We start from the raw sequence: 24,641 nt of genomic DNA, 5'->3' as shown, positions 1-24,641 counted from the left end.
CCGGTCGCACGTCCGGTCGTCCAACCAGCCCTGCCCGCAAAGCTGTTCACCGCCCCGCCTCGGCCAGGCCGGTCCGGTCCAGGCCGGTCCGGTCCGGTCCGGTCAGCTGGGCTCCCGTCGCCCGGCTCAGTCCACGCAGGGGATCCCGCCGGCCTTCACCGCGGGCCCCTGCATCGGCAGCCCGGCGGCCGGGTCGGCGGAGCCGTCGGCCGGGGCCGGCGTGCCCGACGCGGACGCGGACGGGGTGGGGGTCGGGGTCCTGCCGGCGCCGAGGGTGACCAGCACGTGGCCCGCCGCGACCGCCGAGGACGGCACGGCCGTGACGCCGTACCGGGCCGCGACCGCCTGGGCGTCGGCCTTGGCACCGCTGCCGTACGTCACGGTGGTGGTGCGGGTCCGCGCAGGGGCGTCGCCGATCCGGCCCGCCTGGTAACCGAGTTCGACCAGGGCCTTGGACTCGGTGCCGGCGGCGCCGGCACCCGCCGCCGCGTTGACGTCGACCACGGACTTGGGCGCGGCGCTCGGCGAGGGCGCGGGCGCGGGCGGGGTCGTCCCCGCCGGGGCGTCGCCGGGCGTCGCGGCCGGGGCGGCGGGCGCCTGTTCGTGGCTGAACAGCTGCCGGACGATCTTCTTGATCAGGTCCGGGTTGACGGTGTTGACCTCCTGCCCGCCGACGGTCTTGAACCCGGTGATCGGCAGGGTGTTGAACTCGACGTTGCCGCCGGTGAGGTTGGGCGCCTGCTGGGCGAAGTCGAGGATGTTCCACTCGTTGTCGATCACGACGTCCTTCTTCACCACTCCGAACAGCTTCTGCATCTGCCCGAAGTCGTTGAGGATGCCCTGCTGCTTGAGCTTGTACTCGACGGAGGAGATGAACGCCTGCTGCCGGTGGGTGCGGTCGAGGTCGCCGTTGGTGAGGTGGTGGCGCTGGCGGACGAAGGAGAGCGCCTGGGCGGCGTCCAGCGAGCTGATCCCGGCGGGCAGCTTGAGGCCGGTGCCGCCGCCCTCGTGGCTGGCGGTCCGGGCGATGATCGGATCGTCGACCGGGTGGTTGAGGCAGACCTGGATCGGCTCCACCGCCTTGGCGATGTCGTAGAAGCCGATCAGGTTGACCTCGGCGAAGTGGTCGATCGGGACGTCCAGGAAGCTCTGCACGGTCTGGATCGTGGCCGAGCGGCCCGCCTCCCGGCTCTGCCGCTCCGACTCCGCCTTGGACAGGCCCTTTCCGGCGAGCTTGGACTCGGCGGCCTCCTTGGCGATGCCGTAGGCCTCCTTGATCTTGTGCATCTTGCCGTCCGCGCCGGCGGTCTGCACGTAGTCGTCGCGCGGGACGGACAGCGCGGTGACCTTGCCGCCGTTGGCCGGGATGTGCAGCACGATCAGGGCGTTGGTGTTGTAGCCGCCGATCTCGCTGGAGCCGGCGTGCAGTTCGTCCTCGACGAACTGCTTGGGCAGGTCGTTGCCGTCCATGTCCTTGCGGCTGTCCAGACCGATCAGCAGCAGGTTGACGGACTTGTCCAGGTGCGCCGGGGCGTTCTTCTTGGCCTCGCTCAGCGCGCCGGACTTGATCATGCCATCGTCCAGGCTGCGGTACTCGTACCAGGTGAAGCCGCTGGCGCCGAGCACGGCGACCGAGACGGCGCAGGCCAGGGTGCGGCCGGCCACGGTGAGCGGCGCGGGGCCGCGGCGCGCGGCGCGCCCGCGCGGACGATTGGCACGCTCGGCCGGTCGATGGCCCCGCTCGGCGGGGCGGTCGGTCCGCTCAGCCACGGCGGCCCCTTCCGTTCGGGGCACCCGACCGGGCGGGCCTACGGCGGTCGAGCACCGTCCGCACCACGATGACCAGCAGCGCGACGGCCACCGCCACCGCCATCACCGGGAACGCCCCGACCACCCAGCGCACCGCGCCGGTACCCAGGCCCTTGCCCTGGTACTTGTCGGGGTTGGCCAGGTACTCGACGCCCGAGGCCGTGAGCAGCACCACCACCGGAGCGGCGGTCACCACCCACCAGCGGCCGGTCCGGCCGCACAGCAGCGCCGCGGCGCCGGTGCCGAGCACCGCGCCGACCGCGAACAGGATGCCGACCCCGGGGCCGCCCAGCTCGTCGGCGATCCCGCCGAGCAGCGGCAGTCCGACCGCGGCGAGCGCGGCGACCGGTCCACCGCGCCGACGGGCCTGCTGCCGGCGGCGCGAGGCCCCGGCGCGCTGGGGGCGGGCGTCCCGTGCCTGGTCGGCGCCGTCACCGGCGCCGCGGGAGCGCTGGGCGGGCACGGCGGGGTCCTCGGCGCGAGGTCCCGCATCCTGGTACGGCGTTCTCGCCCGCTGGCCGGCCATGCGCACTTCCCTCGATCGTTTCGGCTGCGGCGGCGCGGCCACGCCACCGCGCGGGCCGGGACGCCATCCATCCTGTGGCGATTCCCACCGTCTACAGACCTGTAGAGGCTGGTGTGGAGCATACAAACCCATTTCAGCAAAGTCACCCGCCGCCGTTCCGCGGCAGCGGACCGCCCGGCGGGCCCTCGTTAGGATGACCATGATCCCCGCCACGTCGGCACATCAACAGGAACGCACCAAAGGAGTAGAGCGTCACCATGTTTGAAAGTCTTAAGAACCTCGCGGACAAGGCCACCGACCTCGCCCGTGAGCACAGCGACGTGCTCGGGCAGGGCCTGGAGAAGGTCGGCGACGCGATCGACGACCGCACGGACCGCAAGTACAGCGGGCAGATCGACACCGGTGTCGAGAAGGCGAAGGACTTCCTGCGCAACCTCGACGGGGAGCGGAAGCCCGCCGAATAGGGTCGAACACGCCTCCCGAGGGGCGCGGTCGACCGTACGGCGATCGAACTGGATGACGGGCGAACGGGGAGGGGCCGGCAGCGGTGAGCGAGCAGCAGCAGGGACCGCGCTGGGGGCGCTGGATCGTGATCGGCGTCCTCGCGGCGGCCGGTTGGGGCATCCTCCGCGGCGGCGGCCACGACACCGCGGCCGGCACGGCGGCGCCCTCCGCGTCACCGTCCGCCGCCTCCCCGTCCTCCGGCAGCTCCCCGGGCGCGCCCTCGGCGGCTCCCTCGAAGCCCTCCGGCCGCTACGAGCCGGCCGACTACGCGGCGCCGGTGCGCCGGTACGCCGCCGAGGCCGGGGTCAGCCCCCAGCTGCTGATGGCGATCCTCTACAACGAGGCGTACAAGCCGCACGACCCGGACTTCGAACGGGCCTGGCAGCGCGGCAAACCGGACGCCTCCTTCGGCATCGCCAACATGCACCGGGCCGCCTTCGACGACACCAAGCCGGGCCGCCCGTTCGCCTCCCGTCACTGGGAGGAACTGCCGGACGACCGCGACCTCGCCGTCCAGGCGGCCGCCTGGCACCTCCACGACCTCGCGGAACAGCTCCCCGCCAAGGTGAGCGCCCCGCTCAGCAGGGACGAGCTCACCGCCCTCGGCTACAACGCCGGGGCGGGCAACATGCTCGCCTTCGCCCGGGGCGTCAAGATCGGTCCGCAGGCGCAGTCCTACCTGGACCGGCTGCGCGACAACTGGGCGAAGTCCGGCGAGGCCGTGAAGTAGCGCCCGTTAGCGGGCGTCGGGCTGGGTGGTGCCCTCACCCGTACCGACGTTGACCGCGCGGATGGCGCGGTCCGTCAGCGGCGCCTGCGGCCGCGCAGCCAGAAGCCGGTGGCGACCAGGGCGACGGCCGCGGTGGCGGTACCGATGGCGGCCCAGGTGGTGGCGTCGTCGGTGGTCTCGTGGACGGGCGCGGTGGTGGTGGCCGGCCCGGCGGCCACGGGCGGTCCGGCGACGGGCGGGGCCGAGGCGGCGGTCGGCGCGGGGGTGGCGGCGGGTGCCGGGGTCCCGGAGGCGGCGGCCGCGTCCACCGGCGCCGGGTCGCTGATCGCGGCCGCCTCGACGTCGAGTTCGCGCTCGCCGTGGCCCAGTGAGGGGAAGGCGCAGTCGACGGCGACCTTCCAGTGCCCGGCGGGCAGCAGTTCCCGGGTGGTGTACGTCCCCGGCCGGCCCGGCACGGCGACCAGCAGCCAGGGCCCGACGGTCCGGCCGTCGGCGGCGGTCGCGGAGAGCGTGCCGGCGAAGTCCTCGGTGACCGGGTCGTGGTCGTTCTCCCAGGTGGCGACGGCGCTGACCCGGCCGTTCTGCTGGCCGGCCACGTCCAGGTGGACGGCGTCGCCGTGGGCGGCGGCGGGTGCGGCGGCGGGCAGGACGGCCGCGGTGGCGAGGGCGAGGGAGGCGAGCAGCGGGCGGGTGCGGGTTCGCATGTCGGGCGTTCCTCGGGCGGTGGGGTGAGGGTGTCGGGGAGCGGTGGCGCCGGGTGCGGCCGCCCTCGGGTGGGGGCGGCCGCACCCGCGGTGCGGGGTGGAGCGGGCTTCCGGGCCTGCTCCGGGCCTACGAGGTCTTCAGCAGTGACCAGTTCTGGTACGGCCGGTCGTTCGGCTGCTGAAGCTCCAGCAGCCAACCACCGTAGTACCACCGGTCACTGAGTCCGAGTACCAGATCGGAGCCGTCCGCCTTGATGGTGAACCCGCTGTCACCGGCGGCGAGTTGCCACTTCTGCGCGGCGGTGTCGGCGCACGGCTGCTGGGCCACGTACTGTCCGGCGACCGGGCTCCCGCCGAGTTGCAGGCACTTGCCGGAGCGCGCGGACTTGATCCGCACCGCGCCGCTGCCGGCGTCCTCGAACTGCCACTTCTGGTTGGCGTATCCGGTGCGCTGGTAGCCGATCGCCACGGTGCCGTCGTTCATCGAGCTGCCCCACAGGTCGGCGGCCTGGCCGGTGAGGCCGTTGACCATGGTGTAGTGGGCGCCCGGCTGCGGGCGGCCGGCGTCGGCGAGGGTGCGGAAGCTCGCCGGGTGGCCGGGCTCGGCCACCTTTCCGGCGGCGTCCCGGACGGCGACCGCCACGGTGTAGCCGGTGCCGGGGGCCAGCCGGACCAGGCCGACCACGGTCGAGCGGACGGTGCCGATGGTCTGGCCGTTCAGCCGGACGTCGTAGCCGGCGGCGGAGGCGACCGGGTTCCAGCTCAGCATCACCGAGTTCTGGGTGATCTGACTGACCGTCACGTCGGGGCGGGTGTCGCCCGTGGTCGGGGTCGCGGTCGGCGACGGGGACCGGGTCGGCGTGGCGGTGGGGCTGCCGGTGGGCGTCGGGGACGGCGAGGGCGTGCGGGTGGGCGTGCCCGTAGCCGTCGGACCCGTGCTCGGGGTCGGGGTCGGGGTGGGCGTGGGGGTAGGACCGGTGCCGGAGCCGTTGCCACCGCCGTTGCCCGCGATGAGGAAGCGGTTGTCGGCGACGTTCCAGTGGGTGGCCAGGTAACTGCCGGGCGCGGGCGAGGTGTTGTAGTAGTCGTCGTGGCCGCAGTCGAGCCGGTCGTCATGCGCGCGGTCCGGGCAGACGACTCGCATCTTCGGGTAGTAGGGGGCGTCCGAGTAGCACATCAGGTCCCAGGTGTCCGTACAGTGCCCGGCCTTGCTGGAGTTGGGCGCGCTGTTGTTCACCGCGCCCAGGTTGTGCCCGAGTTCGTGCGCGGCGGTGTGACCGCCCCAGCAGCCGGAGTCCGTCCGGCCGTACGAGGGGCCGAAGTTGCTCAGGTTGTCCTGCCCGGAGCGCTCGTCGCCGGCGAAGGTGCCGATCCCGCAGTACACCTTGGCATCGGTGAACATCATGTACTTGCGGTCCTTGCGGTTGAACCCCTGCGCGGCCAGCGCCCGGTTGCTCGCGTTGAAGTCCTGGATCTCGGCGTCGGAGATCTGCACGTTCAACACCGAGGCGGTGCAGTCGGGTTCGGTGACGAAGCGGACGTGCCGCACCCCGCCGGTCTCGGCGGCGCTGGCGTTGTAGATGACGTCGACGTCGGCGGCCCACTTCTTGAACGAGGGCAGGTACTGGGCGAAGCGGTCGTTGCCCGGCGTGTGCACGTACACCACCTGGACGCGGTTGCCGCTGCTGCCGTCACCCTCGCAGACCAGGCCCGAACCGGCGGCCGGGGCGGCGGCGTCCTGCGGGGCGGCGGCGGTGCCGGCGTCACCGAGCAGCGCCTTCTGGGCGACGTCGAGGACGGGCACGCCACCCTTCAACAGGTCTGCGGCGGACGGCGGTTGGGCGCCGGTGGGCGGGGTGAGCGCGGGCGCCTGGGCGGCCGGGGCGGCGACCGGCGGGACGTCCTTGCGGATGTCCACCTCCTTGGGCGGCGCGTCCGGGCCGTGGCTGCACTGGCTGCTGCCGGTGACCTCCAGCATGTTGCCGCAGCGGTCGCTGGACGGCAGGTTCAACCCCGCGTAGACCAGGCCGCGGTCGGGCTGGTCCTTGGGTATGGACTTGGGCGCGGCGGCCTTCTCGTCCCGCTTCGGGGCGGGCGCCCTGGTGGCGCCCTCGGCGGTGCCGGTCTCCCCCGGCCCCCCGTCGTCCGCGACCGCGTCGACCGACGCGTCCGCCACCGTGACGGCGCGGTGCGCCGCCCCCGGCTCCAGGGCGGTGCGCAGGCCCAGCGTGCCCGCCACCAGTCCGGCCGCCACCGCCACGGCGACCAGGGCACTCCTGCGGGTGAGCCTGCGGCGCCTGCGCCGACGGAGCTCACTGCTCCGGTGTCCCATCGCGTTCCTTTCCTCGTGCGATGGTCCGTGCCCCTGTGATGCGAGGCCCGGACCTTCCGACACGAGGGAGAGCGGCCGGAGCATCCGGGAATAACAGAAACCTCTTGCGAAATTCCTGGGCGCGTTCGAGACCGTGGACACGGCGGAACGGCGGGAGCAGGAACGTGCGGGCAGGACGATGCCCAGGAGCGCACTCGGGAGGTGCGCGCTCCCCGGCCCGGGGTGGCGGCGACCACCCGGCCGGGGCCAGGGTCTGCGACCCCGTCGGCCGTGGCGAGATGTCAGCCCCGTCCCCGGCCCGGGACCAGTGCCCTGACCAGGAGAATTTCCGCCCCGGACATGCGATCGCCGCACGGCGTACGACGGCTGGTCAGGTCGAGCTGATGCCTCAGGCCGCGACCTCGATCCGGACCGGCCCGCCCACCGCCGCTTCACCAGCGAGCCTTCGCGCCCCGCAGCCGCCGTGCAGCCGGGCCAGCCCGGCCGCGAGCACCGCGCGGTCCCCGGCGAGCCACAGCCGCAGCGCGGCGGAGAGCGCGGCACTGGCCGGTCCGGCCGACGGCCCGCCGGTGCGCACCAGCCGCTCGCCCAGCAGTGGCAGCAGGTCCGCGATCGGGGCGGGCAGCCAGAGCGTCACCGCGCAGGGCGCCGGCCTGGACAGCACCCGCAGCAGCGGCAGCGCCGAACCGTCGTCGTGCAGCGCCGGGATGACCTCCAGCAGCCCGTCTACCGCGACCCCGGAGACGTCGCCGCCCTGGCCGCGCGCGAGGTCCCGGAGCAGCGCCCGCTCGGCGGCGGTGATCCGGACGGTCAGCATGACCTCGTCGTCGCAGTCCATGGTCCCGGTCCCCTGTCGTGGAGTTGGTGGAGTCTGGAGGTGGTGAAGCCTTGGGCGGTGGAGCCTTGGGCGGTGGAGCCTTGGGCGGTGGAGCCTTGGGCGGTGGAGCCTTGGGCGGTGGAGCCTTGGGCGGTGGAGCCTTGGGCGGGGGCCCGGGCGGTGAAGCCTGGGCAGCGCGGTCGCGAGCGGATCAGTCCCGTGCCGGGGGGATTCCTGCCCCGCGACGGCCGTCCGCTACCGGCGTTATCAGGCCGTAGTGCCCGTCGTCACGGCGGGACCGGGCCGGGCCGGTGCCGTCCGGTTCCACGTCCGCCTGGGCGAGGGTGAGCCGCAGCCGCAGCGCGTGGGCGTCGGGGCCCAGTGCCGGCGCGGTGTCCTGCGCCCGGGCCCGGGCGTACCCGGCGTCCTCGCGCGGCAGCTCGCCGCGGATCTCCACCCGGACGTCGAGGGCCGGCCGGGGGCGCAGACGGGTCATCAGGTTCCTCCTGTTCCGCCCACCATGCTGGCCCTCGCGCGACCGTGCGGCGAGGGTCCAAAGACCCTGCCGCGCGGGCCGGGCGCGCACCGCCGGGGCGGGGGATCGGCGCAGGTCAGGCCGGACAGGGGCCGCTCGCGGCACCGGTGCCGCGGAGCGCTCCGACCGCCGCCGGAGTGATCGTCCGTTGGAGTGATCCGCGCGCGTTCGGCACAACGCCCGCCGGACCGGCGCGTTTCCTATGTCGTGCGCCCTCTGTCCCCCGGCGCACGCGGGGTCCGCATTCGTCGGCCCCGCCCCCCGGCCGGCCCGCCGGTGCCCTTCCCCGGTACCGTCCGCACCGGCCTCTGATGAGAGGAAGTGTCATGCCCCTGCCGACCCAAACCCTGCTGGCAGAGACACAGAAACGAATCGTCTCCCCGAGAACCACGCCACCCCCCGCACCCACCACCCACGCGGCCGTCCCCCCGCTCGCTCCCGGCGCACTGCCCGGCCTCGGCCACGCCGCCGCCCTGCTGCGCGACCCGCTCGGCTTCCTCGGCTCACTGGCCCGCCACGGCGGCGTGGTCCGCATCCGGCTCGGGCCACGCACCGTCTGCGTGGTGACCGACGCCCGGCTCGTCCACACCCTGCTCGTCGCGCTCGCCCACGACTGTCCGCGCGGCGCCGTCCAGGACACCCTGAAGACCGCCTTCGGCGACGGCCTGCTGATGTCCGAGGGCCAGGCGCACCGCGACCGCCGCCGGATCATCCAGCCCGCCTTCGGCGCGGACCGGATGGCCGGGTACCTGAGCGTGATGCACCAGGTCACCGAGGAGCGCGCCGGACGCTGGCGGCCCGGTCAAGTCCTCGACGTGGCCAAGGAGATGAACCACCTGGCCCTGGAGATCGTCACCCGCTCGCTGTTCGGCGCCCGGCTCAGCGAGGACGCCACCCTCGCCTTCCACCGGGCGCTCCCGGACCTGGTGAAGGGCCAGATCGTCCAGTCCCTCTACCCCCACCCGGCCTTCGCCCGGCTGCCGCTGCCCGTCAACCGGCGCTTCGACGCCGCCGTCCGGGTGCTCAACCGGGTGGTCGACCAGGCCGTCAACGGCCGCGCCGGCACGGCCCGTACGGAGCGGCGCGGGGGCACCCTGCCGGCCCTGCTGCGCGCCGCCACCGACCCGGCCACCGGCCGCCCGCTCACCGAGGCCGACGTCCGCTCCGAGGCGATCACCATGTTCGGCGCCGGCACCGAGACCGTCTCCACCACCCTCACCTGGCTGCTGGACGAACTCCTGCGCCACCCCGAGGTCGAGGCCAGGGTCCTCGCCGAGCTGGACGAGCACCTGCCGGCCGGCACCACCCCCACCCCGGAGGCCCTCGCCCGGCTCACCTACACCCGCAGCGTCACCCAGGAGGTGGTGCGGCTGCACGCCCCCAACGCCTTCCTGATGCGCACCGCCCAGGTGCCGGTGAACCTCGGCCCCTACCGGATCCCGGCCGGCACCGAGCTGCTGTACAGCCTCACCGCGCTGCACCGCGACCCGGTGCGCTACGACGAGCCGCTGAGCTTTCGGCCCAAGCGCTGGCAGGACGGCGGCGGGCTCGGACGGCCGTCCTTCCTGCCGTTCGGGGCGGGCAAGCACAAGTGCATCGGGGAAGCCTTCGCCTGGGCCGAACTGACCGTCGCGGCGGCCGCGATCCTGCGCCGCTGGCGGCCGGTGGCGGTGCCGGGGGCCCGGGCCCGGGAGGTGGTGTGGACGACCGTCCAGGCCCATGGGCTGCGGGTCCGGCTCGCGCCCCGCGCGGACGCCCTCACGGCGGCACACGGCACCGCGCCCACCGCGCACGCCGGGCCCGCGACGGACGCCGAACCCACGACGGACGCCGGACCCACCGCGCCGGAGCGGACGCGCCCCGCGGGCTGTCCGTTCACCGGCACCGCGGCCCGGCCGGACACCCCCGCCCCCGTACCGCCCACGCGACCAACCGCCGAACTGCGCGCCGCCGCCGACCGACACGCCGACTGGGCGGTCCGCCACGGCCTGCTCGCCCCGACCGAACTGCCCGGCTACCGGGCCTACGCGCTGCACGAGTTGATCGGCCACGCCTTCCCACGCGCCCGGGGCACCGAACTGGACCTGCTGGTGGACATGCTGGGCTGGTTCACCGTCCTGGACGACCGCTTCGACGGCCCGCCCGGGCGCCGGCCCGCCGAGGCCCACGCACTGGTCGACCCACTGATCTCGGCCCTCGACGGCGACGTCCGCCCCACCCCCCCGGACGGCCAACTCCTCACCGCCTGGCGGGAACTGTGGGGCCGGCAGAGCGACTCGGCCTCCCCCGCCTGGCGCGCCCGGGCGGCCCACGAGTGGCGCGCCTGCCTGGCCACCTTCCCTGCCGAGGCCGAGCACCGCGCCCGCGGCACCGTCCCCGCCCTGGGCCTCGGCCTGGCGGACACCATGCGGCTGCGCCGCCACGGCAGCTGCCTCTACCCGTTCATGAACATACTGGAACGGGTCCACGGCGCCGACGCCCCCGCCGCCCTGCACGCGGAGCCCGCGCTGCACCGCCTGCGCGCCAACACCGCCGACGCCGCGACGCTGATCAACGACCTCTACTCGCTGGAGCGGGAGGAACGGCAGAGCGCCGCCGCCTTCAACACCGTCCTCACCCTGCAACGGGTCCGCGGCTGCACCCGCAGCCGGGCCGTCCGCGCGGTCCGCGCCCGGGTCAGCCGGCTGCGCCGGGAGAACGAGGAGCTGCGCCGCGAGCTGGGCCGCCGCCACCCGGCGGGACGCTGGTACCTGGACGGCACCCGGGAGCTGGTCACCGGCGTCCAGGTCTGGACCAGCACCAGCGACCGCTACCTGGTGCCGGGCGGCGGGGGCCGGTAACGCCCGTCACGGACGGCCGGGCTACTTGCGGCCACCGAGCGCGAACAGCAGCAGGACGAAGCCCGCGAACAGGTGCGTGGCGAAGATGTAGATGCCCGCCCGGATCAGCATCGCCCTGCGGCGGCGCTTCTCGTCGCTCGTGCTGTCGCCGTTCACCGGACTGCCGGCGCTGGTGGCGTGGTCGGCGCTGGCGGCGTGGTCAGCGCTGGCGGCGTGGTCGCTCACGGTGGTGCTCTCCTCGGGGTCGGACGCTGCGGGCTGCGGGCTCAGCGGGGCGACCGGCCGCCGGCGGTGCGCAGCTCGGTGAGCAGCGCGCCCTGGTCGGTGATCAACTCGGTCAGGATCCGGCGCGCCGCGCGCAGCAGCTCGGCGACGTCCGGGGTGCTGAGCGCGTACACCACCGTGTTGCCCTCGCGGGTGGCCGTGACCAGCTGGGTGCGGCGCAGCACCGCGAGCTGCTGGGAGAGGTTGGACGGCTCGACCTCGATCTCCGCCAGCAGCTCGCGCACCGGCCGGGGGCCGTCCTGGAGCAGTTCCAGGACCCGGATCCGAACCGGGTGGCCGAGAGTGCGGAAGAACTCCGCCTTGGCCTGGTACAGCGGGACCGGCATCGCCCGTTGCCTCCCTCGGATCCGCTCGGTGGTCGTACGGCCGGGCGGGGTCCGTACCGCGGCCGGTACGCATCATCGCGACAGATGAAGATTTCTTCAAGTCGTCACAGCGGAAGGTGACCACGCCCACAGCGCCGGCCGAACCGGGACGACGAAAGGCCGAGCCCGGGACGCTGCCAACTCCCGGGCCCGGCAGTCTGGATGACGAACCATCAGCAGCCTACAGGCACATCCACGGTGACCGGGGACGGTCCGCGCAAGCTCCCCTCCACCGAGAAGGAGGCGTGCACGACCGACCCGCACGGCGCGGTGGTGCTGATCCCGGCCACCCGGACCGTACTGACCTGGAACACGGCACGCCCGGCCACCGCACCGAGCGAGCCGACCCCGGCCACCTCGGCCGACAGCCCGGTGATCAGGTCCTGCGGCGCCGGCGGCCACGGCGTCCCCGGCGAGGGCGGCCCGGCCAGCCCGATCTGCCCGTACAGCACGACGCTGTTACCGGTGACGTCCGCGCAGACCCTGGTGGACAGTCCGGCCTGCAGGCCCGACCAGCCGCAGGTGGTGACGGTGGCGGACGCCTGGTCGGCGGCGAGCGCCGGCACCGGCGCGCTCAGCAGTGCGACGGCACCGGCCGTACCCGCGGCGATCCTGGCGATGCGGTTCATGGCTTCTCCTTCGGAGAGTGTGAGGAATCGGAATACAGCACTTCACTATGGCACATATGACATTTCATCTGTGCCGCGACCACGACTCTGCCATGTGATTCCAACCCTGGATTGCCATTTTCCCTTCGAACCATCGCCTCCGACCGAAAGCACGCCTACGATGGCGCATTCCCGTCCGGCCGGGCGAATCCCCGCACCTCCTCGGGTATCGCCCGGTTGAACCAGGGATGAACCGCCCTACCCGGCAGCCGGACCGAGGAACAGCGCCGCCAGGCGCGGCAGGCGCCGGCGCGTCTCCGCCCGGCCCTCGACGTCGAAGTCCTCGCCGGGATCGGGCTCCGGCCGCGACGGCCGGGAGGCGCAGTGGCGGGCGTAGACCCGCTCGAAGCAGCCTCCGTCGCCCGCCCGCCGCCCGTCGCCCGCCCGTCAGCCGTCAGCCGTCAGCCGTCAGCCGTCAGCCGTCAGCCGTCAGCCGTCAGCCCAGGCTCTCCCGCAGCGCGTCCACCCGGTCGACGGCCGCCGCGAAGGCGGCGCGGTCGAGGTCGCCGGAGTCGAGGGCGGCCGCCAGGGCGGTGGTGGCGTCCTCGCCCTGCCGGGGGTCGCGGGCGGAGCACAGGATGAGGTCCATGCCGGCCGCCGCGGCGGCGACGGCGCGGGGGCCGGCGGGGCCGTACGGGGTGAGGGCGTCCGCCTCCAGGGCGTCGGTGACGGTGACGCCGTCGAAGCCGAGGCGGTCGCGGAGTTCGCCCTGGATCACGGTGGGCGACATCCCCGCCGGGCGGTCCGGGTCCAGGGCCGGGTAGACCGCCCAGGAGGCCATCACCAGGCGCACGCCCGCCGCGATGGCGGCCCGGTACGGGGCCTCGTCGCGGGTGCGCAGCCGGTCCAGCGGGACGGGGAGGGTGACGGGGCGGGCATCGGTGTTCTCGTCGTGGGCCGCGGCGCCGAGGCCGGGGAAGTGCTTGGCGGTGGCCGCCACCCCCAGGCTCTGCTGGGTGGCCAGGAAGGCGCTGCCCAACTCACCGACCCGGGTGGGGTCCTGTCCGTAGGAGCGTTCGAAGCGGTCGATGAAGTTGCCCGGGGTGTCGTAGACGTCGAGCACCGGGGCGAGGTTGACGTTCAGCCCGGCGTCGGCGAGCGTGCCGGCGGCGCCGGTGCCGGAGTCCACGGCGGCGATGAGCGGGTTCGGGGCCGATCCGGTGCGGCGGGCGGAGAGTTCGGGCGCGCCGGGCAGGCGGCGAACCTTGCCCCCCTCCTGGTCGGTCATCAGCAGCAGCGGGCGCGGGTGCGCGGCCTCGGCGGCCGCCTGCTTCAACTGGCCCACGGCCTCGGCAAGTTGCTCCGGGCTGGTGACGTTCTCGCCGAACAGGATCACCCCGGCGGCCCGGCCCTCCCGGATCGCCCGCAGCACCTCCGGCGCCGGGGTCGGGCCCGGGTAGGAGAGCACGATGCGGCGCCCGGCCAGCTGACGGGAGTCCCCCTGCTGCTCGCCGGTCATCCGCTCGCCGGCCATCGTCAGGGTCCTCTCGCCGGGGAGTTCGCTACCGCGCGTCACCGACCCGGCCGGAGCCGGACCGAGCGCGGCCGCCAACACCACCAGCACCGTCGTCATCTGGGCTACGCGCCGTAACGGGGCCATCGGTGCCTCCAGGGTCGGCAACGGCGTACGGTTCGCCAGCGTACCCAGGAACCCGCCGTCCGGCAGCCCGTGAATCCCCACGACCGCACCGGCTCCGAGCACTTAGAGTGCCCCCATGTTCGATCGCCTGGAACTCGTGCTGCCGCAACCCGACGACCGCTGGCCGCTGGTGCGGTTCCTGGTCAACGGCGAGGACGTCATCGAGGGGTCGGTCGGCTCCGACGGCCGCGGCCGGTCGCCCTTCGCCCAGTTCCCGGTCGCGGGCGCGAGCGAGCTGCGGGCGACGGGTGAGCCGCGCCGGGTGAACCTGGGCGAGCCCGAATGCGACGGCGGCTGCTGCGGCTACCTCTCCGCCGTCGTGCAGCGGATCGGCGAGGTCGTGCTCTGGTCCGACTGGGAACTGCCCGACGGCGCGACCCGCCCGATGGAGTACACCTTCGAGGCCGCCGCGTACGAGGCCGAGCTGGCCCGGGCCGAGGCCGACCCGTGGTGGCGGCCGGAGGCCCGAACCGCCGGGCCCTGAACCGCCGAGCCCTGAACCCCCGGGGGCATGAACCACCAGGGACCCGAACCACCGGGGGCGTGGAGCAGCAGGCGCCGGAGCCGCATGCTGTCCGCCCTGCCGGGGGGTGACGACGGCGAACTGCCGGAGCGGGCCTTCGCCCGGGAGCCGACCGGCCTCGGCCCGGTCCTGGTCACCGACCCCGCCTCCGGCGCCGGCCTGCTCGCCTTCCGCACCGGCTGGGGCGGCGGCTGCTACCCGACCTGGGCTGGCCACGGCGCGAGCGTCCGGCCGGTCGGCCCGGTCACCGAGTTCCTCGTCATCCCGGGGCCGGGCCGTCGCCGCGACGGGGACGGCTGACACCCGCGCGCCGCACCAACTCCCCCAGTGTGGCGATCCCTTCGGCGATCGCGCCGGGCGAGAGCGCCGCGTAGCCGAGCACCAGCCCGGGCGGATACGGCAGCCGGGCGTGCCAGGACAGCGGCTGGACCTTCACCCCGCGGGCCAGCGCGGCGGTGGCCAACTCGGTGTCGGTGCAGCCGAGTTCCTCCGGGAGGGTGAGCATGAGGTGCAGCCCGGCGGCGGCGCCGTGCACCGTGGCGGTGGGCAGCTGGGTGCGGATGGCGGTGATCATGGCGTCCCGGCGGCGGCGGTGTCGACCGCGCAACAGCCTTAGGTGGCGGTCGAGTTCGCCGGACTCCATCAGCCGGGCCAGCACCAGCTGGGGCAGTACCGGGTTGCCGAGGTCGGCGAAGCGCTTGGCGTCGAGGACGGCGCCGCGCAGCGGCCGGGGCACCAGCAGCCAGCCGGTGCGCAGGGCGGGGGCGAGCAGCTTGGAGATGCTGCCCGCGTAGCAGACCCGGTCGGGCAGTTCGGCCCGCAGCGCGGGGACGGGCGGGCGGTCGTAGCGGTGTTCGGCGTCGTAGTCGTCCTCGATGACCAGCCCGCCTTCGCCCGCCCAGCACAGGAGTTCACGGCGCCGTTCGCCGCCGAGGACGACCCCGGTCGGGTACTGGTGGGCGGGGGTGAGCAGCACGGCCGGGGCACGGGTGGCGCGCAGCGCGTCGACCCGGATGCCCTCGGCGTCGACCGGCACGGGCGGGGTGGCGGCGAGCCAGTGGGCGAGGTGCTGGCGGGCGCCGAGCGAGCCCGGGTCCTCGACGGCGACCTCGGTGATGCCCGCCCGGCCGAGGGCCCGACCGAGCAGGGCCAGCGCCTGGGCCGTCCCGGCGACCACCAGCACCTCGTCCGGATCCGCGCGGATGCCCCGGTTGCGGGCCAGCCAGTGGGCGACGGCCTGCCGCAGCGCGGGGGTGCCGCGGACGTCGCCGTAGCCGAGGTCGGGGGCGGCGAGGCCGTCCAGGACGGCCCGTTCGGCCCGCAGCCAGGCGGCACGGGGGAAGGCGGCGAGGTCGGGCACGCCGGGGGTGAGGTCGATCCGGGCGGGGGTGGCGCGCAGGTGGTCGAACACCTCGGCGTCCGGGTCGTCCCGGAACAGTGCGGGCGCCGGGGCGGCCTTCGGCTCCGGCCGAGGAACGGCCTGCCGCGCGGGTGGCGTCAGGGCGACGACGACCGTGCCGCCCCGGCCCCGCCCGGCGAGCTGCCCCGCCTCGGCGAGCCGCCGGTAGGCGTCGGTCACCACGCCCCGGGAGACCCCGAGTTCGGCCGCGAGCACCCGGCTGGCGGGCACCCGGCTGCCGGTCGGCAGGCGGCCGTCCGCGACGGCCTCGCGCAGCCGGGCGGTCAGCCAGTCGGTGAGACCGCCGGGCGGGGCCTCGGCGGCGTCGAGCTGGAGGAAGTCGGCACCGGTCTCTTTGGACCTCTCAGCCCCGGTGTCTTTGGACCTGTTCACCGGTCCATACTGGCGGGAGGGTTGAGCCATGACCACCAGAACCAGCCCGCTGCCCGCCGCCCCCGACATCCACGGCCCCTCCAGCCACGGTCCCTACGTCCACGGCTACTCCGACGCCGAGGCCCAGCGCCTCGGCGACCAGGCCGGCACCCTCGCCGAACTGTTGCACACGGGCACCGCCTACCCGGCCGGCAGCCGGGTGCTGGAGGCCGGCTGCGGGGTGGGTGCGCAGACCGCACACCTGCTGGCCGCCAGCCCGGGCGTGCTGCTGACGGCGGCGGACGTCTCGGCGGAGTCACTGGCCCGGGCCCGGGCCCGGATCACCGCGCTGGCCCCGACCGCGCAGGTCACCTGGCACCACGGCGACCTGCATCGACTGCCGTTCCCGGACGGCGCGTTCGACCACGTCTTCCTGTGTTTCGTGCTGGAGCACCTGCCCGATCCGGCCGCCGGGCTGGCCGCGCTGCGCCGGGTACTGCGGCCGGGCGGCACGATCACCGTGATCGAGGGCGACCACGGCTCCGCCTTCTTCCACCCGGAGACCCCGGCGGCCCGCCGCACCGTCGACCACCTGGTCCGGCTCCAAGCCGACGCGGGCGGGGACGCCCTCCTGGGCCGCCGGCTCCACCCGCTACTGACGGCGGCCGGCTTCGCGGACGTGACGGTCCGCCCCCGTACGGTCTACGCCGACGGCAGCCGCCCGGCCCTGGTGGACGGCTTCACCCGGCGGACCTTCGTCGCGATGGTCGAGGCCGTCCGGGCGGACGCCCTGGCCGCCGGACTGACCACTGCGGCGGAGTTCGACCGCGGCATCGCCGAGCTGCGCCGCACGGCCGAGCCGGGCGGGACGCTCCACTACACCTTCTTCAAGGCGGTGGCGGTGAACCCCCTGGTCACCCCGGAGGCCGGCCGCGGCTCACGCCTTCCCGGGCACCGGGCCGTTCGGTAGCAGTCCGAGTTCCGCCATCCGGTCCGCGATCAGGTCGTTGCAGGCCCGGATGCCGGGCGCCGGTTCCGGTGAGGCGTCGCGGATCGCCTTGATCGCGTGGACGTGGCGCCCGACGGCGAGGTACGCGTCCACCGCGCGCCGGACCTCGACGGTGAGCGCGTGCCAGATCGGGTCATCCATGACCGCCATCCAAGGGGAGGACCGCCGGGGGCGGCAAGCGGTTTACCGGTGCGGGCGGGTCAGCCGGAGGTGTCGTCGCCGAGGTCGGCGAGCAGGGCGCGCATGCCGTCGACGAGGGCGGCCTTCCGGGTCTCGTCGAGGCCGGCCAGCATGCGGTGTTCGCCGGCGATGTGGTCGGGCAGGGCGCGGTCGATCAGGGCGTGGCCCTCGGGGGTGAGTTCGACGTCGCGGCTGCGGCGGTCCTGGTCGCTGCGGGTGCGGGTGACCAGACCCCGGGCCTCCAGGCGGTCGAGGCGCTGGGTGATCGCGCCGGAGGTGACCATGGCGGACTGCATCAGGCCGGTGGGGGTGAGGCGGTAGGGCGGGCCGCTGCGTTTGAGGGTGGCCAGGACGTCGAAGGAGGGGGCGTCCAGGCCGTGCTCGGCGAAGGTGCGGTTGAGTTCGGCGTCCACCAGGCGGTAGAGCCGCTTGAGCCGGCCGAACACCTCCATCGGGGAGACGTCCAGGTCGGGGCGCTCGGCGCCCCATTGCGCGACGACGCGGTCGAGATGATCTGCCACGGGTTCAGGGTAGGCGATGCCGACAGAATTCCTTAGCGATGAGGTAACTGTGAGCCACGTCACGGGTGGAATCCGCCGAATAATGCCTTAGCGCTGAGATACATTGGCTTAGTGCTAAGCAATCGACTCGCCGTCGTGCTGGTGACGGCCCTCGCCCCCGCCGCCTGGGGGACGACCTACGCCGTCACCACCGAGCTGCTCCCGCCCCACCGTCCGCTCCTCGCCGCCGTCATCCGCTGCCTGCCCGCCGGGCTGCTGCTGATCGCCCTCACCCGCACCCTGCCCAAGGGCGGCTGGTGGTGGCGCGCGCTCGTCCTCGGCGCGCTCAACATCGGCGCCTTCCAGGCCCTGCTGTTCATCGCCGCCTACCGCCTCCCCGGCGGCATCGCGGCCACCGTCGGCGCCGTCCAGCCCCTGATCACCGCCGGGCTCTCGGCCGGGCTGCTCGGCGACCGGCTCACCCTGCGCACCGTGCTCTCCGGCATCGCCGGCGTGGCGGGCGTCAGCCTGCTGGTACTGCGCGCCGACGCCCGACCGGACGCGATCGGGGTGGCCGCCGCGCTCGGCGGGGCGGTGGTGATGGCCTTCGGCGTCGTGCTCTCCAAGCGCTGGGTCTCCCCCGCGCCGCTGCTCGCCACCACCGGCTGGCAACTCACCGCCGGCGGGCTGCTGCTGGTGCCGGTGACCCTGCTGAGCGAGGGCGCCCCGCCCACCCACTACACGGCCGACAACGTGCTCGGCTACGCCTACCTCTGCCTGATCGGCGCGGCCCTCACCTACGCCGTCTGGTTCCGCGGGCTGCGCGCGCTGCCGCCCACCTCGCTGTCCTTCCTCTCCCTGCTCAGCCCGGTGGTCGCCACGCTGGTCGGCTGGCTCGCGCTCGGACAGGACCTCAGCCCGCTGCAGGCGCTCGGCGCCGTGGTGGTGCTCGGCTCGCTGATCGTCGCCCAGATCCGGCGGCCCGGGCCCGCGGCAGCGGCGCCCGCGGCACCGGGCCCGGGGCGGGACGTCCGGCCGGGCCCGCTACGCGAGAACGCCTGAACCCACAGCCCCCGCCCCCGCCAACCCCACTGCCCCCACGCCGGCTCATCGCACCACCGCCGTCCCGTTCAAAGGATCCAAGGAGAAACCTTCATGCGTATCACCGTGTTCGGCGCCACCGGCAACGTCGGCCGGCGGGTCGTGACCGAGGCGCTCTCCCGAGGCCACGACGTCACCGCCGTCACCAGGGACCCGGCCAAGCCGCACGGCCTGCCGTCGACCGTCACCCTCGCCGTCGGCGACGCGAGCACCCCCGGGGACGTCGCCCGGCTCGCCGCCGGCCAGGAGCTGGTGATCACCGCCACCCGGCCCGCCCCCGGCCGCGAGCACGAACTGGCCGCCACCACCCGGGGCCTGCTGGCGGGCCTGGCCGGCACCGGCGTGCGGCTGCTCGCCGTCGGCGGCGCGGGCAGCCTGACCGTCCCGGGCACCGACGGCACGATCCTGGTGGAGTCCCCCGGCTTCCCCGCCGAGATCCGGCCGATCGCGCTGGCCTGCAGTGCGCAGCTGGACCTCTACCGCGCGGACGAGCAGGTCGACTGGACGTACCTCAGCCCGGCCGCCCTGCTCGAACCCGGGGTGCGCACCGGCCGCTTCCGGCTCGGCCGGGACGAGCTGCTCCTCGACGCCGAGGGCAACTCGACGATATCGATGGAGGACCTCGCCGTCGTGCTGCTCGACGAGGCCGAGCAGCCCGTGCACCGGCGCGCCCGCTTCACCACCGCCTACTGAACCCTGAGGACCCGTGGTGCTGGATACCCCCGCTCCGGGGTGTATCCAGCACCACCCCGAAGACGGTGTCCTGCCCCATGGACCGTCAGATGCCGTGTCGGACACGATCGTTCCCGTGAACACCACCGCATCCCGCACCCGCCGCGCGGCCGTCGTCGTCGCCACCGCCGTCCTCGCCGGCCTCGCCCTGCCCGCCACGGCGAACGCTGACGCGGGGCGCAACCCCGGCGACGCCGAGCGCGCGCCCGCCCGCTACACCCAGCAGACGCTCGACTGGCAGCCCTGCGCGGAGCAGCCGGCGCTCGACTGCGCCACCATGGCCGTCCCGCGCGACTGGCACCACCCCGGCGCCGGACCCGACCTGTCCATCGCCGTCTCCCGGCACCGCGCCACCGACCAGGCGCACCGCAAGGGCACGCTGATGGAGACGGCGGGCGGTCCGGGCGCGCAGGGCCTGCTGCGGCCGATGGACCTCCTCCAGGGCGCCCCCGCGGTAGCCGCCGCGTACGACATCGCCAGCTTCGACCAGCGCGGCGTCGGAGGCAGCACCCGCGTCCAGTGCCAGACCCCGGAGGACTTCCAGGAGTTCCTGGCCGGGGACTTCCGCGACCAGTCCCCCGCGGCGATCGACAAGGTCATCGCCAACTCCCGCAAGCTGGTCGCCGACTGCCAGGAGCACAGCGGCGACCTGCTGCCCTACCTGACCACCGAGCAGACCGTCCACGACATGGACCTCTACCGCTCGCTGCTCGGCGAGAAGCGGATCAGCTACTACGGCGCCTCCTACGCCACCATGATCGGCGCCTACTACGGGACGCTCTTCCCGCACCGGGTCGAGCGGATGGTACTGGACAGCAACATCGGCTTCGAGGGCACGTGGGAGCAGTACGAGCTGGGCCAGCCGATGAGCTTCCAGCGCCGGTTCGAGGAGGACTTCCTGCCCTGGATGGCCGCCCGGGACTCCACCTACCACTGGGGATCGACTCCGGAGGAGGTCAAGGCGCACTGGGAGCAGCGGCGCGCCGCCCTGCACGACCGGCCCATCACCGACGGGTCGTTGACGCTCGGCCCGAACCAGCTGGACAACGGCACGATCAGCGCCGTCTACCGCGAGAAGGCCTTCCCGCTGCTGGCGAGTTCGCTGACCGCCCTGGACGACTGGCAGGGCGCCGACCCGGCAGCCAAGCAGACGGCCCGCCGGGTGTTCGGCCAGTACCTCGGCCCGGAGTTCCTCGCCGAGTTCTTCTCGGTGACGTGCGGCGACACCCCGTGGACCAAGGACATGGACACCTGGATCGAGCGCGGCACGGAGGACACCGCCCGCTACCCGCTGGCCGGCGCCCGCCTACTGGCCTTCGGCGCGGTCTGCGCGGCCTGGCCGACGGACCCGGCCCCCAAGGTGAAGGTGACCGGCGCCCACCTGCCGCCGGTGCTGATGCTCAACTCGCTGCACGACCCGGCGACGTACTACGAGTCGGCGGTCGGCGCCCACCGCGCGCTGCGCGGTTCGAAGCTGGTGACCGTCACCGGCAACGGCGACCACGGCCAGTACCCGGGGTCCGACCCCTGCGTCACGGACACGGTCGAGCGCTACCTGCTGGACGGCCGGGCGCCCGAGCACGACCTCACCTGCCCGGCCCCACCGGCCGGTTGAGTCCCCGGCCGGTCAACTACGGGGCTTCGCCCGGAGCTTGCCGCGCAGGTGGTCGGCGGCGACGGCCAGCACTGCGAAGCCGCCCACGGACAGCTTGATCCCGGCCTTGGCGACGATCCAGCCGATGCCCGGGACGGTCCAGCCCAGCCAGTGGAGCACGGCCAGCATCGCCACGCAGCCGCTGACGATGCAGACCACCGTGGCACCGATGGCGGCGGCCCGCGACAGCTCGCGCGGGCCGGCGCCGGCGTCCTCACCGCCCGGCGCCGAAGCGGCTTCTCCCGCAGTCTCGTTGGCGTTGGCGTTGCCGTCGGCGTTGGCGTCGGCATCTCCGCCGGACGTCTCGTTCGTACCCCGATCACCCATGGGGGCGATCATACGATGTCAGCGGCACGAATGATGGGTGTCTCCGAGGTGCTCACCGGTCTCGCCGTCGGGGAAGCTGACGGCCATGGTGACGCGGTACTCGAAGACGTCGTGCCGGTGCCCGGGCACCCGCGCCCAGGCGAGCGAGTGCACCTCGGCCTCGGGGGCCTGCCGACACCAGGCGGCAGCCTCCTCCAGAGCGCGGGCGGCCGAACGCCCGGTGCACACCACGGCGGTGTAGGCGGCGACGGCGACATCCCCGCCGGTGGTGCGGCCGCTCCGCGACACCGCCCGGACGGCGGCGGCGGCCTGGGTCAGGTCCCGGGCCAGGTCGTCCACCACTCGAGGGGGTGCCGGCAGGACCACCGCCCCCTCGGCGACGGTCTCCGGCAGGTTCGCGCTCACGGCTTCGGCCTCCATCCACATGGTCACGCGGCACAGCATGCCGGACCGGGTTTCCTGGCATGCTCACTTTCACCTGAACGTCATCCGTCCAGGGCCGAGTTGGGGACGCCCCCTGGCGCCGGCCCGCCCGCCCTGCTAGGAACAGCCCGACCCTTCGACGAACATCCGGGCAGGTCAGCCGGGTGTACCGCGGGCGCCGCCGGGGAGCCCGCAACGACGCCCACGCACCACCCCCGCGCTTCGAACCGCCCGTCCGACCGCCGTGGCGCCCCGACACCTGGAGTCAAGCTCGCGGCCAACTCCCTGCCGTGGTGGCCGAGATGGCGCTGGCGGCAGACGCCTGGGCGAGGCTTCGGGCCCGCCGCACCCCGGCTGAGGTGCGGCGTTAACGCCTCGATGGGCTCCGGGACGCCTTCCGTCCATCCTGTCCCTGTCAGATCGTCGTGATACTAATCGTCACCGGCGGCGGGTGCCGCCCACCGGCGGGCGGGCACGATGACGAGGGTTCAACCGTTCCGGGAGGGTCCGGACGGCGATGGGGAGGGGCATCAGATGGCGGCGAGGTTCGGCAGTGCCAACGACGGGCGGAAGGTGCGACTCGGCAAGCGGGTCACGGGAACGGCGGCGGCACTCGCCGCGCTGGCCGCGCTGACCGGCTCTCAGGTGTCGGGCCTCGGCCTCGCCCAGGTCGCCGCCGCCGACGCCGGGCCGGCGCAGGACGGCGCCACCCAGACCCAGGGCACCCCCGCCACCCCGTTCGGCGGCCCCGCCACCGGCGTCCCCGGCACTCCGGCCGACGGCGGCAGCGCCGTGCAGCTCCCGCAGCCGCCCGGCACCCAGCCCGGCCTGCCCTCGGCCGGCCCCTTCGCCGCCACCGGCGCCTCGCTGCCCGCCACCGTCTTCGCCGCCTACCGCCAGGCCGAGGCCTCGCTGGCGCAGCGCTCGCCGGGCTGCCACCTGCCCTGGCAGCTGCTCGCCGCGATCGGCCAGGTCGAGTCCGGCCAGGCCAACGGCGGCCAGGTGGACGCCGCCGGCAAGACGCTCACCCCGATCCTCGGCCCGGCGCTGGATGGCAACGGCTTCGCCGCGATACCCGACACCGACGGCGGCCGCTACGACGGCGACCCGCGCTGGGACCGCGCGGTCGGCCCGATGCAGTTCATCCCCTCCACCTGGGCCTCCTGGGGCGTGGACGCCACCGGCAAGGGCACCGCCGACCCGAACAACATCTTCGACGCCGCCGAGACCGCGGGCCGCTACCTGTGCGCGGGCGGCCGGGACCTCTCCGATCCGGCCCAGCTGGACCGGGCGATCCTCAGCTACAACAACTCCACCGAGTACCTGGGCACCGTCCGCAACTGGATGGCCCACTTCGGCAGCGGCGCGGTCACCACCGTCGCGGACCGCCCCGGCGTCCCGACCCTGCCCGACTCCTCGCCGTCGCCGTTCCTCCGGCCGTCCGGCGGCACCGGCACCTCGGGCGCTACCCCGACCGGCAACGACGGTGCCGGCACCGGCCCGACGCCCGACGGCCAGCCGACCGTGCCGCCGGTGACGCCGACCCCGACGCCGTCCGCGCAGCCGACCACCACGCCGACCACCACGCCGACTCCCGGTGGTTCGCCCTCGCCCTCCGCGAGTCCGACGGCCACCCCGACGACCACGCCCACCGGCACGCCGACCTCGACGGCCACGCCGACCGGCACCCCGACGGGTACGCCGACGTCCTGCCCGAGCCCGACGGCGACCGCGACGCCCACCGGCACGGCCACGCCCACCGGCACGCCGTCCCCGACGGCCACGCCGAGCGGCACCCCGTCGCCGACGGCCACTCCCAGCGGCTGCCCGACGCCCACGCCGAACGCCAGCCCGAGCGCCACGGCAACCCCCGGCGCCACCGCGTCCGCCACACCGACCGGCACGCCCAGCTCCTCGCTGTCGCCCTCCCCCTCGGCGACCGTGAAGAACTAACCGCGCGCGAACAGGCACCGCCAAGCACCGACGGCGGCAGGCCGGCCCGCAGGGGCCCGCTCTGCCGCCGTCGGCGCGTTCCCCGGGACCGCGCCCCGCCGGAGGGTCTACTTCCCCGTCGTCAGCCCCGCCCGGTGCTCGCGCCAGCGGCCGAGCATCCCGTGCAGCTCGTCGATCATGAACTCGAAGAAGGCCGCGCTCTCCGCCAGCCGCTCCGCCGCCACCGTGCCCACGCCGACGGCCAGTTCACCCTCCTTGAGCACCCGGACCCAGCGCAGCAGCAGTTCGTCGCGCCGGGTCAGCGACTCGAACCAGACGTCGTTGAGCACCCGGTAGCGGTCACGCCGCGAGCCGGGCTCGCGCTCCTTGGCGACCAGCCCGACCTGGATCAGGTAGCGCATCCCGCCGGAGACGGCAGCCGGGCTGATCTGCAGGCGCTCGGAGAGCTCGGCGGAGGTCAGCACACCGCTCTCCTCGGCCATCAGGCAGGAGAAGATCCGGGACGGCATCCGGCCCATGCCCGCGACCACCAACTCGGCCGCGAACCGCTCGACGAAGTCCGACACGGCCCGCTCGCGCCCGTGCCACGGCGCCCCCTGCGCCGCCTGCTCCGGCGCGCTCTTCGGTGCCTGCTCCCGCGCCTTCCGCGGTGTCTGCTCCACCACTCGCCCCTCTCCGGCGATCATCCATCCCCTGCTCGCACTTTAATGCTTC

The 24,641-nt window shown here is 74.5% G+C and carries 26 protein-coding genes; 10 read left to right on the top strand and 16 right to left on the bottom strand.

Annotated features, from left to right (window positions below):
- Positions 1-126 precede the first annotated feature (126 nt).
- A complete protein-coding gene (locus ACZ3YL_RS16770; RefSeq protein ID WP_465658031.1) occupies positions 127-1,770 on the bottom strand; it encodes an LCP family protein in 1,644 nt (547 codons plus the stop codon).
- Positions 1,763-2,272, bottom strand: a complete 510-nt coding sequence (locus tag ACZ3YL_RS16765) for a DUF6542 domain-containing protein (RefSeq protein ID WP_465658029.1) — start codon at positions 2,270-2,272, stop codon at positions 1,763-1,765. The genes ACZ3YL_RS16770 and ACZ3YL_RS16765 overlap by 8 nt, the downstream gene beginning before the upstream one ends.
- A 320-nt stretch (positions 2,273-2,592) precedes the next feature.
- Between ACZ3YL_RS16765 and ACZ3YL_RS16760 the strand changes: the two genes are divergently transcribed.
- A complete protein-coding gene (locus tag ACZ3YL_RS16760; RefSeq protein ID WP_188306724.1) occupies positions 2,593-2,799 on the top strand; it encodes an antitoxin in 207 nt (68 codons plus the stop codon).
- Between the two features lie 83 nt (positions 2,800-2,882).
- A complete protein-coding gene (locus ACZ3YL_RS16755; RefSeq protein ID WP_465658027.1) occupies positions 2,883-3,569 on the top strand; it encodes a lytic transglycosylase domain-containing protein in 687 nt (228 codons plus the stop codon).
- Positions 3,570-3,643: 74 nt separating this feature from the next.
- On the opposite strand, the gene ACZ3YL_RS16750 is transcribed toward ACZ3YL_RS16755, so the two are convergent.
- The 4 genes from ACZ3YL_RS16750 to ACZ3YL_RS16735 form a co-directional block, all read right to left on the bottom strand.
- The gene (locus tag ACZ3YL_RS16750) at positions 3,644-4,273 is read right to left on the bottom strand and encodes a hypothetical protein (protein WP_465658026.1); all 630 of its coding nucleotides are present in this window, start codon (positions 4,271-4,273) and stop codon (positions 3,644-3,646) included.
- A 127-nt stretch (positions 4,274-4,400) separates the two neighbouring features.
- Positions 4,401-6,605 carry an RICIN domain-containing protein gene (locus ACZ3YL_RS16745; RefSeq protein WP_188306727.1) on the bottom strand — a complete coding sequence of 735 codons (2,205 nt, stop codon included), beginning with the start codon at positions 6,603-6,605 and terminating at the stop codon, positions 4,401-4,403.
- A 388-nt stretch (positions 6,606-6,993) separates the two neighbouring features.
- Positions 6,994-7,443: a hypothetical protein gene (locus ACZ3YL_RS16740; RefSeq protein ID WP_465658024.1), complete on the bottom strand. Its 450-nt coding sequence runs from the start codon at positions 7,441-7,443 to the stop codon at positions 6,994-6,996.
- A gap of 190 nt (positions 7,444-7,633) precedes the next feature.
- A complete protein-coding gene (locus tag ACZ3YL_RS16735; RefSeq protein ID WP_188306729.1) occupies positions 7,634-7,918 on the bottom strand; it encodes a hypothetical protein in 285 nt (94 codons plus the stop codon).
- Between the two features lie 365 nt (positions 7,919-8,283).
- On the opposite strand from ACZ3YL_RS16735, the gene ACZ3YL_RS16730 reads away from it, so the two are divergent.
- A complete protein-coding gene (locus tag ACZ3YL_RS16730) occupies positions 8,284-10,797 on the top strand; it encodes a cytochrome P450 (protein ID WP_465658022.1) in 2,514 nt (837 codons plus the stop codon).
- 21 nt (positions 10,798-10,818) lie between these two features.
- Here the strand turns inward: ACZ3YL_RS16730 and ACZ3YL_RS16725 are convergent, their stop codons facing one another.
- The 4 genes from ACZ3YL_RS16725 to ACZ3YL_RS16710 form a co-directional block, all read right to left on the bottom strand.
- A complete protein-coding gene (locus ACZ3YL_RS16725; RefSeq protein WP_188305453.1) occupies positions 10,819-11,022 on the bottom strand; it encodes a DUF6126 family protein in 204 nt (67 codons plus the stop codon).
- A 41-nt stretch (positions 11,023-11,063) separates the two neighbouring features.
- On the bottom strand, positions 11,064-11,408 hold the full coding sequence (locus ACZ3YL_RS16720; RefSeq protein WP_188305438.1) for an ArsR/SmtB family transcription factor: 345 nt from the start codon (positions 11,406-11,408) through the stop codon (positions 11,064-11,066).
- Between the two features lie 212 nt (positions 11,409-11,620).
- A complete protein-coding gene (locus tag ACZ3YL_RS16715; protein ID WP_465658020.1) occupies positions 11,621-12,076 on the bottom strand; it encodes a hypothetical protein in 456 nt (151 codons plus the stop codon).
- 475 nt (positions 12,077-12,551) lie between these two features.
- Positions 12,552-13,688 (bottom strand): glycoside hydrolase family 3 N-terminal domain-containing protein, encoded by a 1,137-nt coding sequence (locus tag ACZ3YL_RS16710; protein ID WP_465658019.1) that lies wholly within the window; start codon positions 13,686-13,688, stop codon positions 12,552-12,554.
- Between the two features lie 142 nt (positions 13,689-13,830).
- Between ACZ3YL_RS16710 and ACZ3YL_RS16705 the strand changes: the two genes are divergently transcribed.
- Complete coding sequence (locus tag ACZ3YL_RS16705; RefSeq protein WP_188305441.1) at positions 13,831-14,238, top strand: hypothetical protein; 408 nt, start codon at positions 13,831-13,833, stop codon at positions 14,236-14,238.
- 84 nt (positions 14,239-14,322) lie between these two features.
- A complete protein-coding gene (locus ACZ3YL_RS16700; protein ID WP_465658016.1) occupies positions 14,323-14,577 on the top strand; it encodes a hypothetical protein in 255 nt (84 codons plus the stop codon).
- Here the strand turns inward: ACZ3YL_RS16700 and pdxR are convergent.
- Entirely contained in the window at positions 14,537-16,099 is a 1,563-nt protein-coding gene (gene pdxR, locus ACZ3YL_RS16695; protein WP_465658015.1) for a MocR-like pyridoxine biosynthesis transcription factor PdxR, read from the bottom strand. The two genes, ACZ3YL_RS16700 and pdxR, sit on opposite strands and share 41 nt — an antisense overlap.
- Between pdxR and ACZ3YL_RS16690 the strand changes: the two genes are divergently transcribed.
- Complete coding sequence (locus ACZ3YL_RS16690; protein ID WP_465658013.1) at positions 16,098-17,018, top strand: methyltransferase domain-containing protein; 921 nt, start codon at positions 16,098-16,100, stop codon at positions 17,016-17,018. The genes pdxR and ACZ3YL_RS16690 overlap by 2 nt on opposite strands.
- Here ACZ3YL_RS16690 and ACZ3YL_RS16685 read toward each other — a convergent pair.
- Entirely contained in the window at positions 16,986-17,198 is a 213-nt protein-coding gene (locus tag ACZ3YL_RS16685) for a hypothetical protein (protein ID WP_188305445.1), read from the bottom strand. The genes ACZ3YL_RS16690 and ACZ3YL_RS16685 overlap by 33 nt on opposite strands.
- A gap of 59 nt (positions 17,199-17,257) precedes the next feature.
- Entirely contained in the window at positions 17,258-17,758 is a 501-nt protein-coding gene (locus ACZ3YL_RS16680) for a MarR family winged helix-turn-helix transcriptional regulator (protein WP_188305446.1), read from the bottom strand.
- Between the two features lie 111 nt (positions 17,759-17,869).
- Between ACZ3YL_RS16680 and ACZ3YL_RS16675 the strand changes: the two genes are divergently transcribed.
- From ACZ3YL_RS16675 to ACZ3YL_RS16665, 3 genes are all read left to right on the top strand, one after another.
- Positions 17,870-18,799: an EamA family transporter gene (locus tag ACZ3YL_RS16675; protein WP_465658012.1), complete on the top strand. Its 930-nt coding sequence runs from the start codon at positions 17,870-17,872 to the stop codon at positions 18,797-18,799.
- Between the two features lie 93 nt (positions 18,800-18,892).
- A complete protein-coding gene (locus ACZ3YL_RS16670; protein WP_465658010.1) occupies positions 18,893-19,531 on the top strand; it encodes an NAD(P)-dependent oxidoreductase in 639 nt (212 codons plus the stop codon).
- 115 nt (positions 19,532-19,646) lie between these two features.
- Entirely contained in the window at positions 19,647-21,185 is a 1,539-nt protein-coding gene (locus tag ACZ3YL_RS16665; RefSeq protein ID WP_465658008.1) for an alpha/beta hydrolase, read from the top strand.
- A gap of 12 nt (positions 21,186-21,197) precedes the next feature.
- Here the strand turns inward: ACZ3YL_RS16665 and ACZ3YL_RS16660 are convergent, their stop codons facing one another.
- Both ACZ3YL_RS16660 and ACZ3YL_RS16655 read right to left on the bottom strand, forming a co-directional pair.
- Positions 21,198-21,551 (bottom strand): hypothetical protein, encoded by a 354-nt coding sequence (locus ACZ3YL_RS16660; protein ID WP_188305449.1) that lies wholly within the window; start codon positions 21,549-21,551, stop codon positions 21,198-21,200.
- 18 nt (positions 21,552-21,569) lie between these two features.
- Positions 21,570-21,983 carry a hypothetical protein gene (locus tag ACZ3YL_RS16655; protein ID WP_465658006.1) on the bottom strand — a complete coding sequence of 138 codons (414 nt, stop codon included), beginning with the start codon at positions 21,981-21,983 and terminating at the stop codon, positions 21,570-21,572.
- A gap of 525 nt (positions 21,984-22,508) precedes the next feature.
- On the opposite strand from ACZ3YL_RS16655, the gene ACZ3YL_RS16650 reads away from it, so the two are divergent.
- Positions 22,509-23,927, top strand: coding sequence for a hypothetical protein (locus ACZ3YL_RS16650; protein WP_465658004.1), 1,419 nt, complete (start codon positions 22,509-22,511; stop codon positions 23,925-23,927).
- Positions 23,928-24,034: 107 nt separating this feature from the next.
- Here the strand turns inward: ACZ3YL_RS16650 and ACZ3YL_RS16645 are convergent, their stop codons facing one another.
- Positions 24,035-24,589 carry a GbsR/MarR family transcriptional regulator gene (locus ACZ3YL_RS16645; protein ID WP_317621302.1) on the bottom strand — a complete coding sequence of 185 codons (555 nt, stop codon included), beginning with the start codon at positions 24,587-24,589 and terminating at the stop codon, positions 24,035-24,037.
- Positions 24,590-24,641 lie beyond the last annotated feature (52 nt).

It is taken from the genome of Kitasatospora sp. NPDC023176 (genome assembly GCF_055560495.1).
The sequence above is the reverse complement of the archived record's forward strand: the minus strand, read 5'-3'. Positions and strand labels throughout refer to the sequence as shown.

Bases quoted from the DNA above. Each gene is read 5' to 3' on its own strand.
- ACZ3YL_RS16760 (WP_188306724.1), top strand. From the start codon at position 2,593: ATGTTTGAAAGTCTTAAGAACCTCGCGGACAAGGCCACCGACCTCGCC.
- ACZ3YL_RS16750 (WP_465658026.1), bottom strand. From the start codon at position 4,273: ATGCGAACCCGCACCCGCCCGCTGCTCGCCTCCCTCGCCCTCGCCACC.
- ACZ3YL_RS16745 (WP_188306727.1), bottom strand. From the start codon at position 6,605: ATGGGACACCGGAGCAGTGAGCTCCGTCGGCGCAGGCGCCGCAGGCTC.
- ACZ3YL_RS16740 (WP_465658024.1), bottom strand. From the start codon at position 7,443: ATGGACTGCGACGACGAGGTCATGCTGACCGTCCGGATCACCGCCGCC.
- ACZ3YL_RS16735 (WP_188306729.1), bottom strand. From the start codon at position 7,918: ATGACCCGTCTGCGCCCCCGGCCGGCCCTCGACGTCCGGGTGGAGATC.
- ACZ3YL_RS16730 (WP_465658022.1), top strand. From the start codon at position 8,284: ATGCCCCTGCCGACCCAAACCCTGCTGGCAGAGACACAGAAACGAATC.
- ACZ3YL_RS16720 (WP_188305438.1), bottom strand. From the start codon at position 11,408: ATGCCGGTCCCGCTGTACCAGGCCAAGGCGGAGTTCTTCCGCACTCTC.
- ACZ3YL_RS16715 (WP_465658020.1), bottom strand. From the start codon at position 12,076: ATGAACCGCATCGCCAGGATCGCCGCGGGTACGGCCGGTGCCGTCGCA.
- ACZ3YL_RS16710 (WP_465658019.1), bottom strand. From the start codon at position 13,688: ATGACGACGGTGCTGGTGGTGTTGGCGGCCGCGCTCGGTCCGGCTCCG.
- ACZ3YL_RS16705 (WP_188305441.1), top strand. From the start codon at position 13,831: ATGTTCGATCGCCTGGAACTCGTGCTGCCGCAACCCGACGACCGCTGG.
- ACZ3YL_RS16700 (WP_465658016.1), top strand. From the start codon at position 14,323: ATGCTGTCCGCCCTGCCGGGGGGTGACGACGGCGAACTGCCGGAGCGG.
- ACZ3YL_RS16690 (WP_465658013.1), top strand. From the start codon at position 16,098: ATGACCACCAGAACCAGCCCGCTGCCCGCCGCCCCCGACATCCACGGC.
- pdxR (WP_465658015.1), bottom strand. From the start codon at position 16,099: ATGGCTCAACCCTCCCGCCAGTATGGACCGGTGAACAGGTCCAAAGAC.
- ACZ3YL_RS16685 (WP_188305445.1), bottom strand. From the start codon at position 17,198: ATGGATGACCCGATCTGGCACGCGCTCACCGTCGAGGTCCGGCGCGCG.
- ACZ3YL_RS16670 (WP_465658010.1), top strand. From the start codon at position 18,893: ATGCGTATCACCGTGTTCGGCGCCACCGGCAACGTCGGCCGGCGGGTC.
- ACZ3YL_RS16660 (WP_188305449.1), bottom strand. From the start codon at position 21,551: ATGGGTGATCGGGGTACGAACGAGACGTCCGGCGGAGATGCCGACGCC.
- ACZ3YL_RS16650 (WP_465658004.1), top strand. From the start codon at position 22,509: ATGGCGGCGAGGTTCGGCAGTGCCAACGACGGGCGGAAGGTGCGACTC.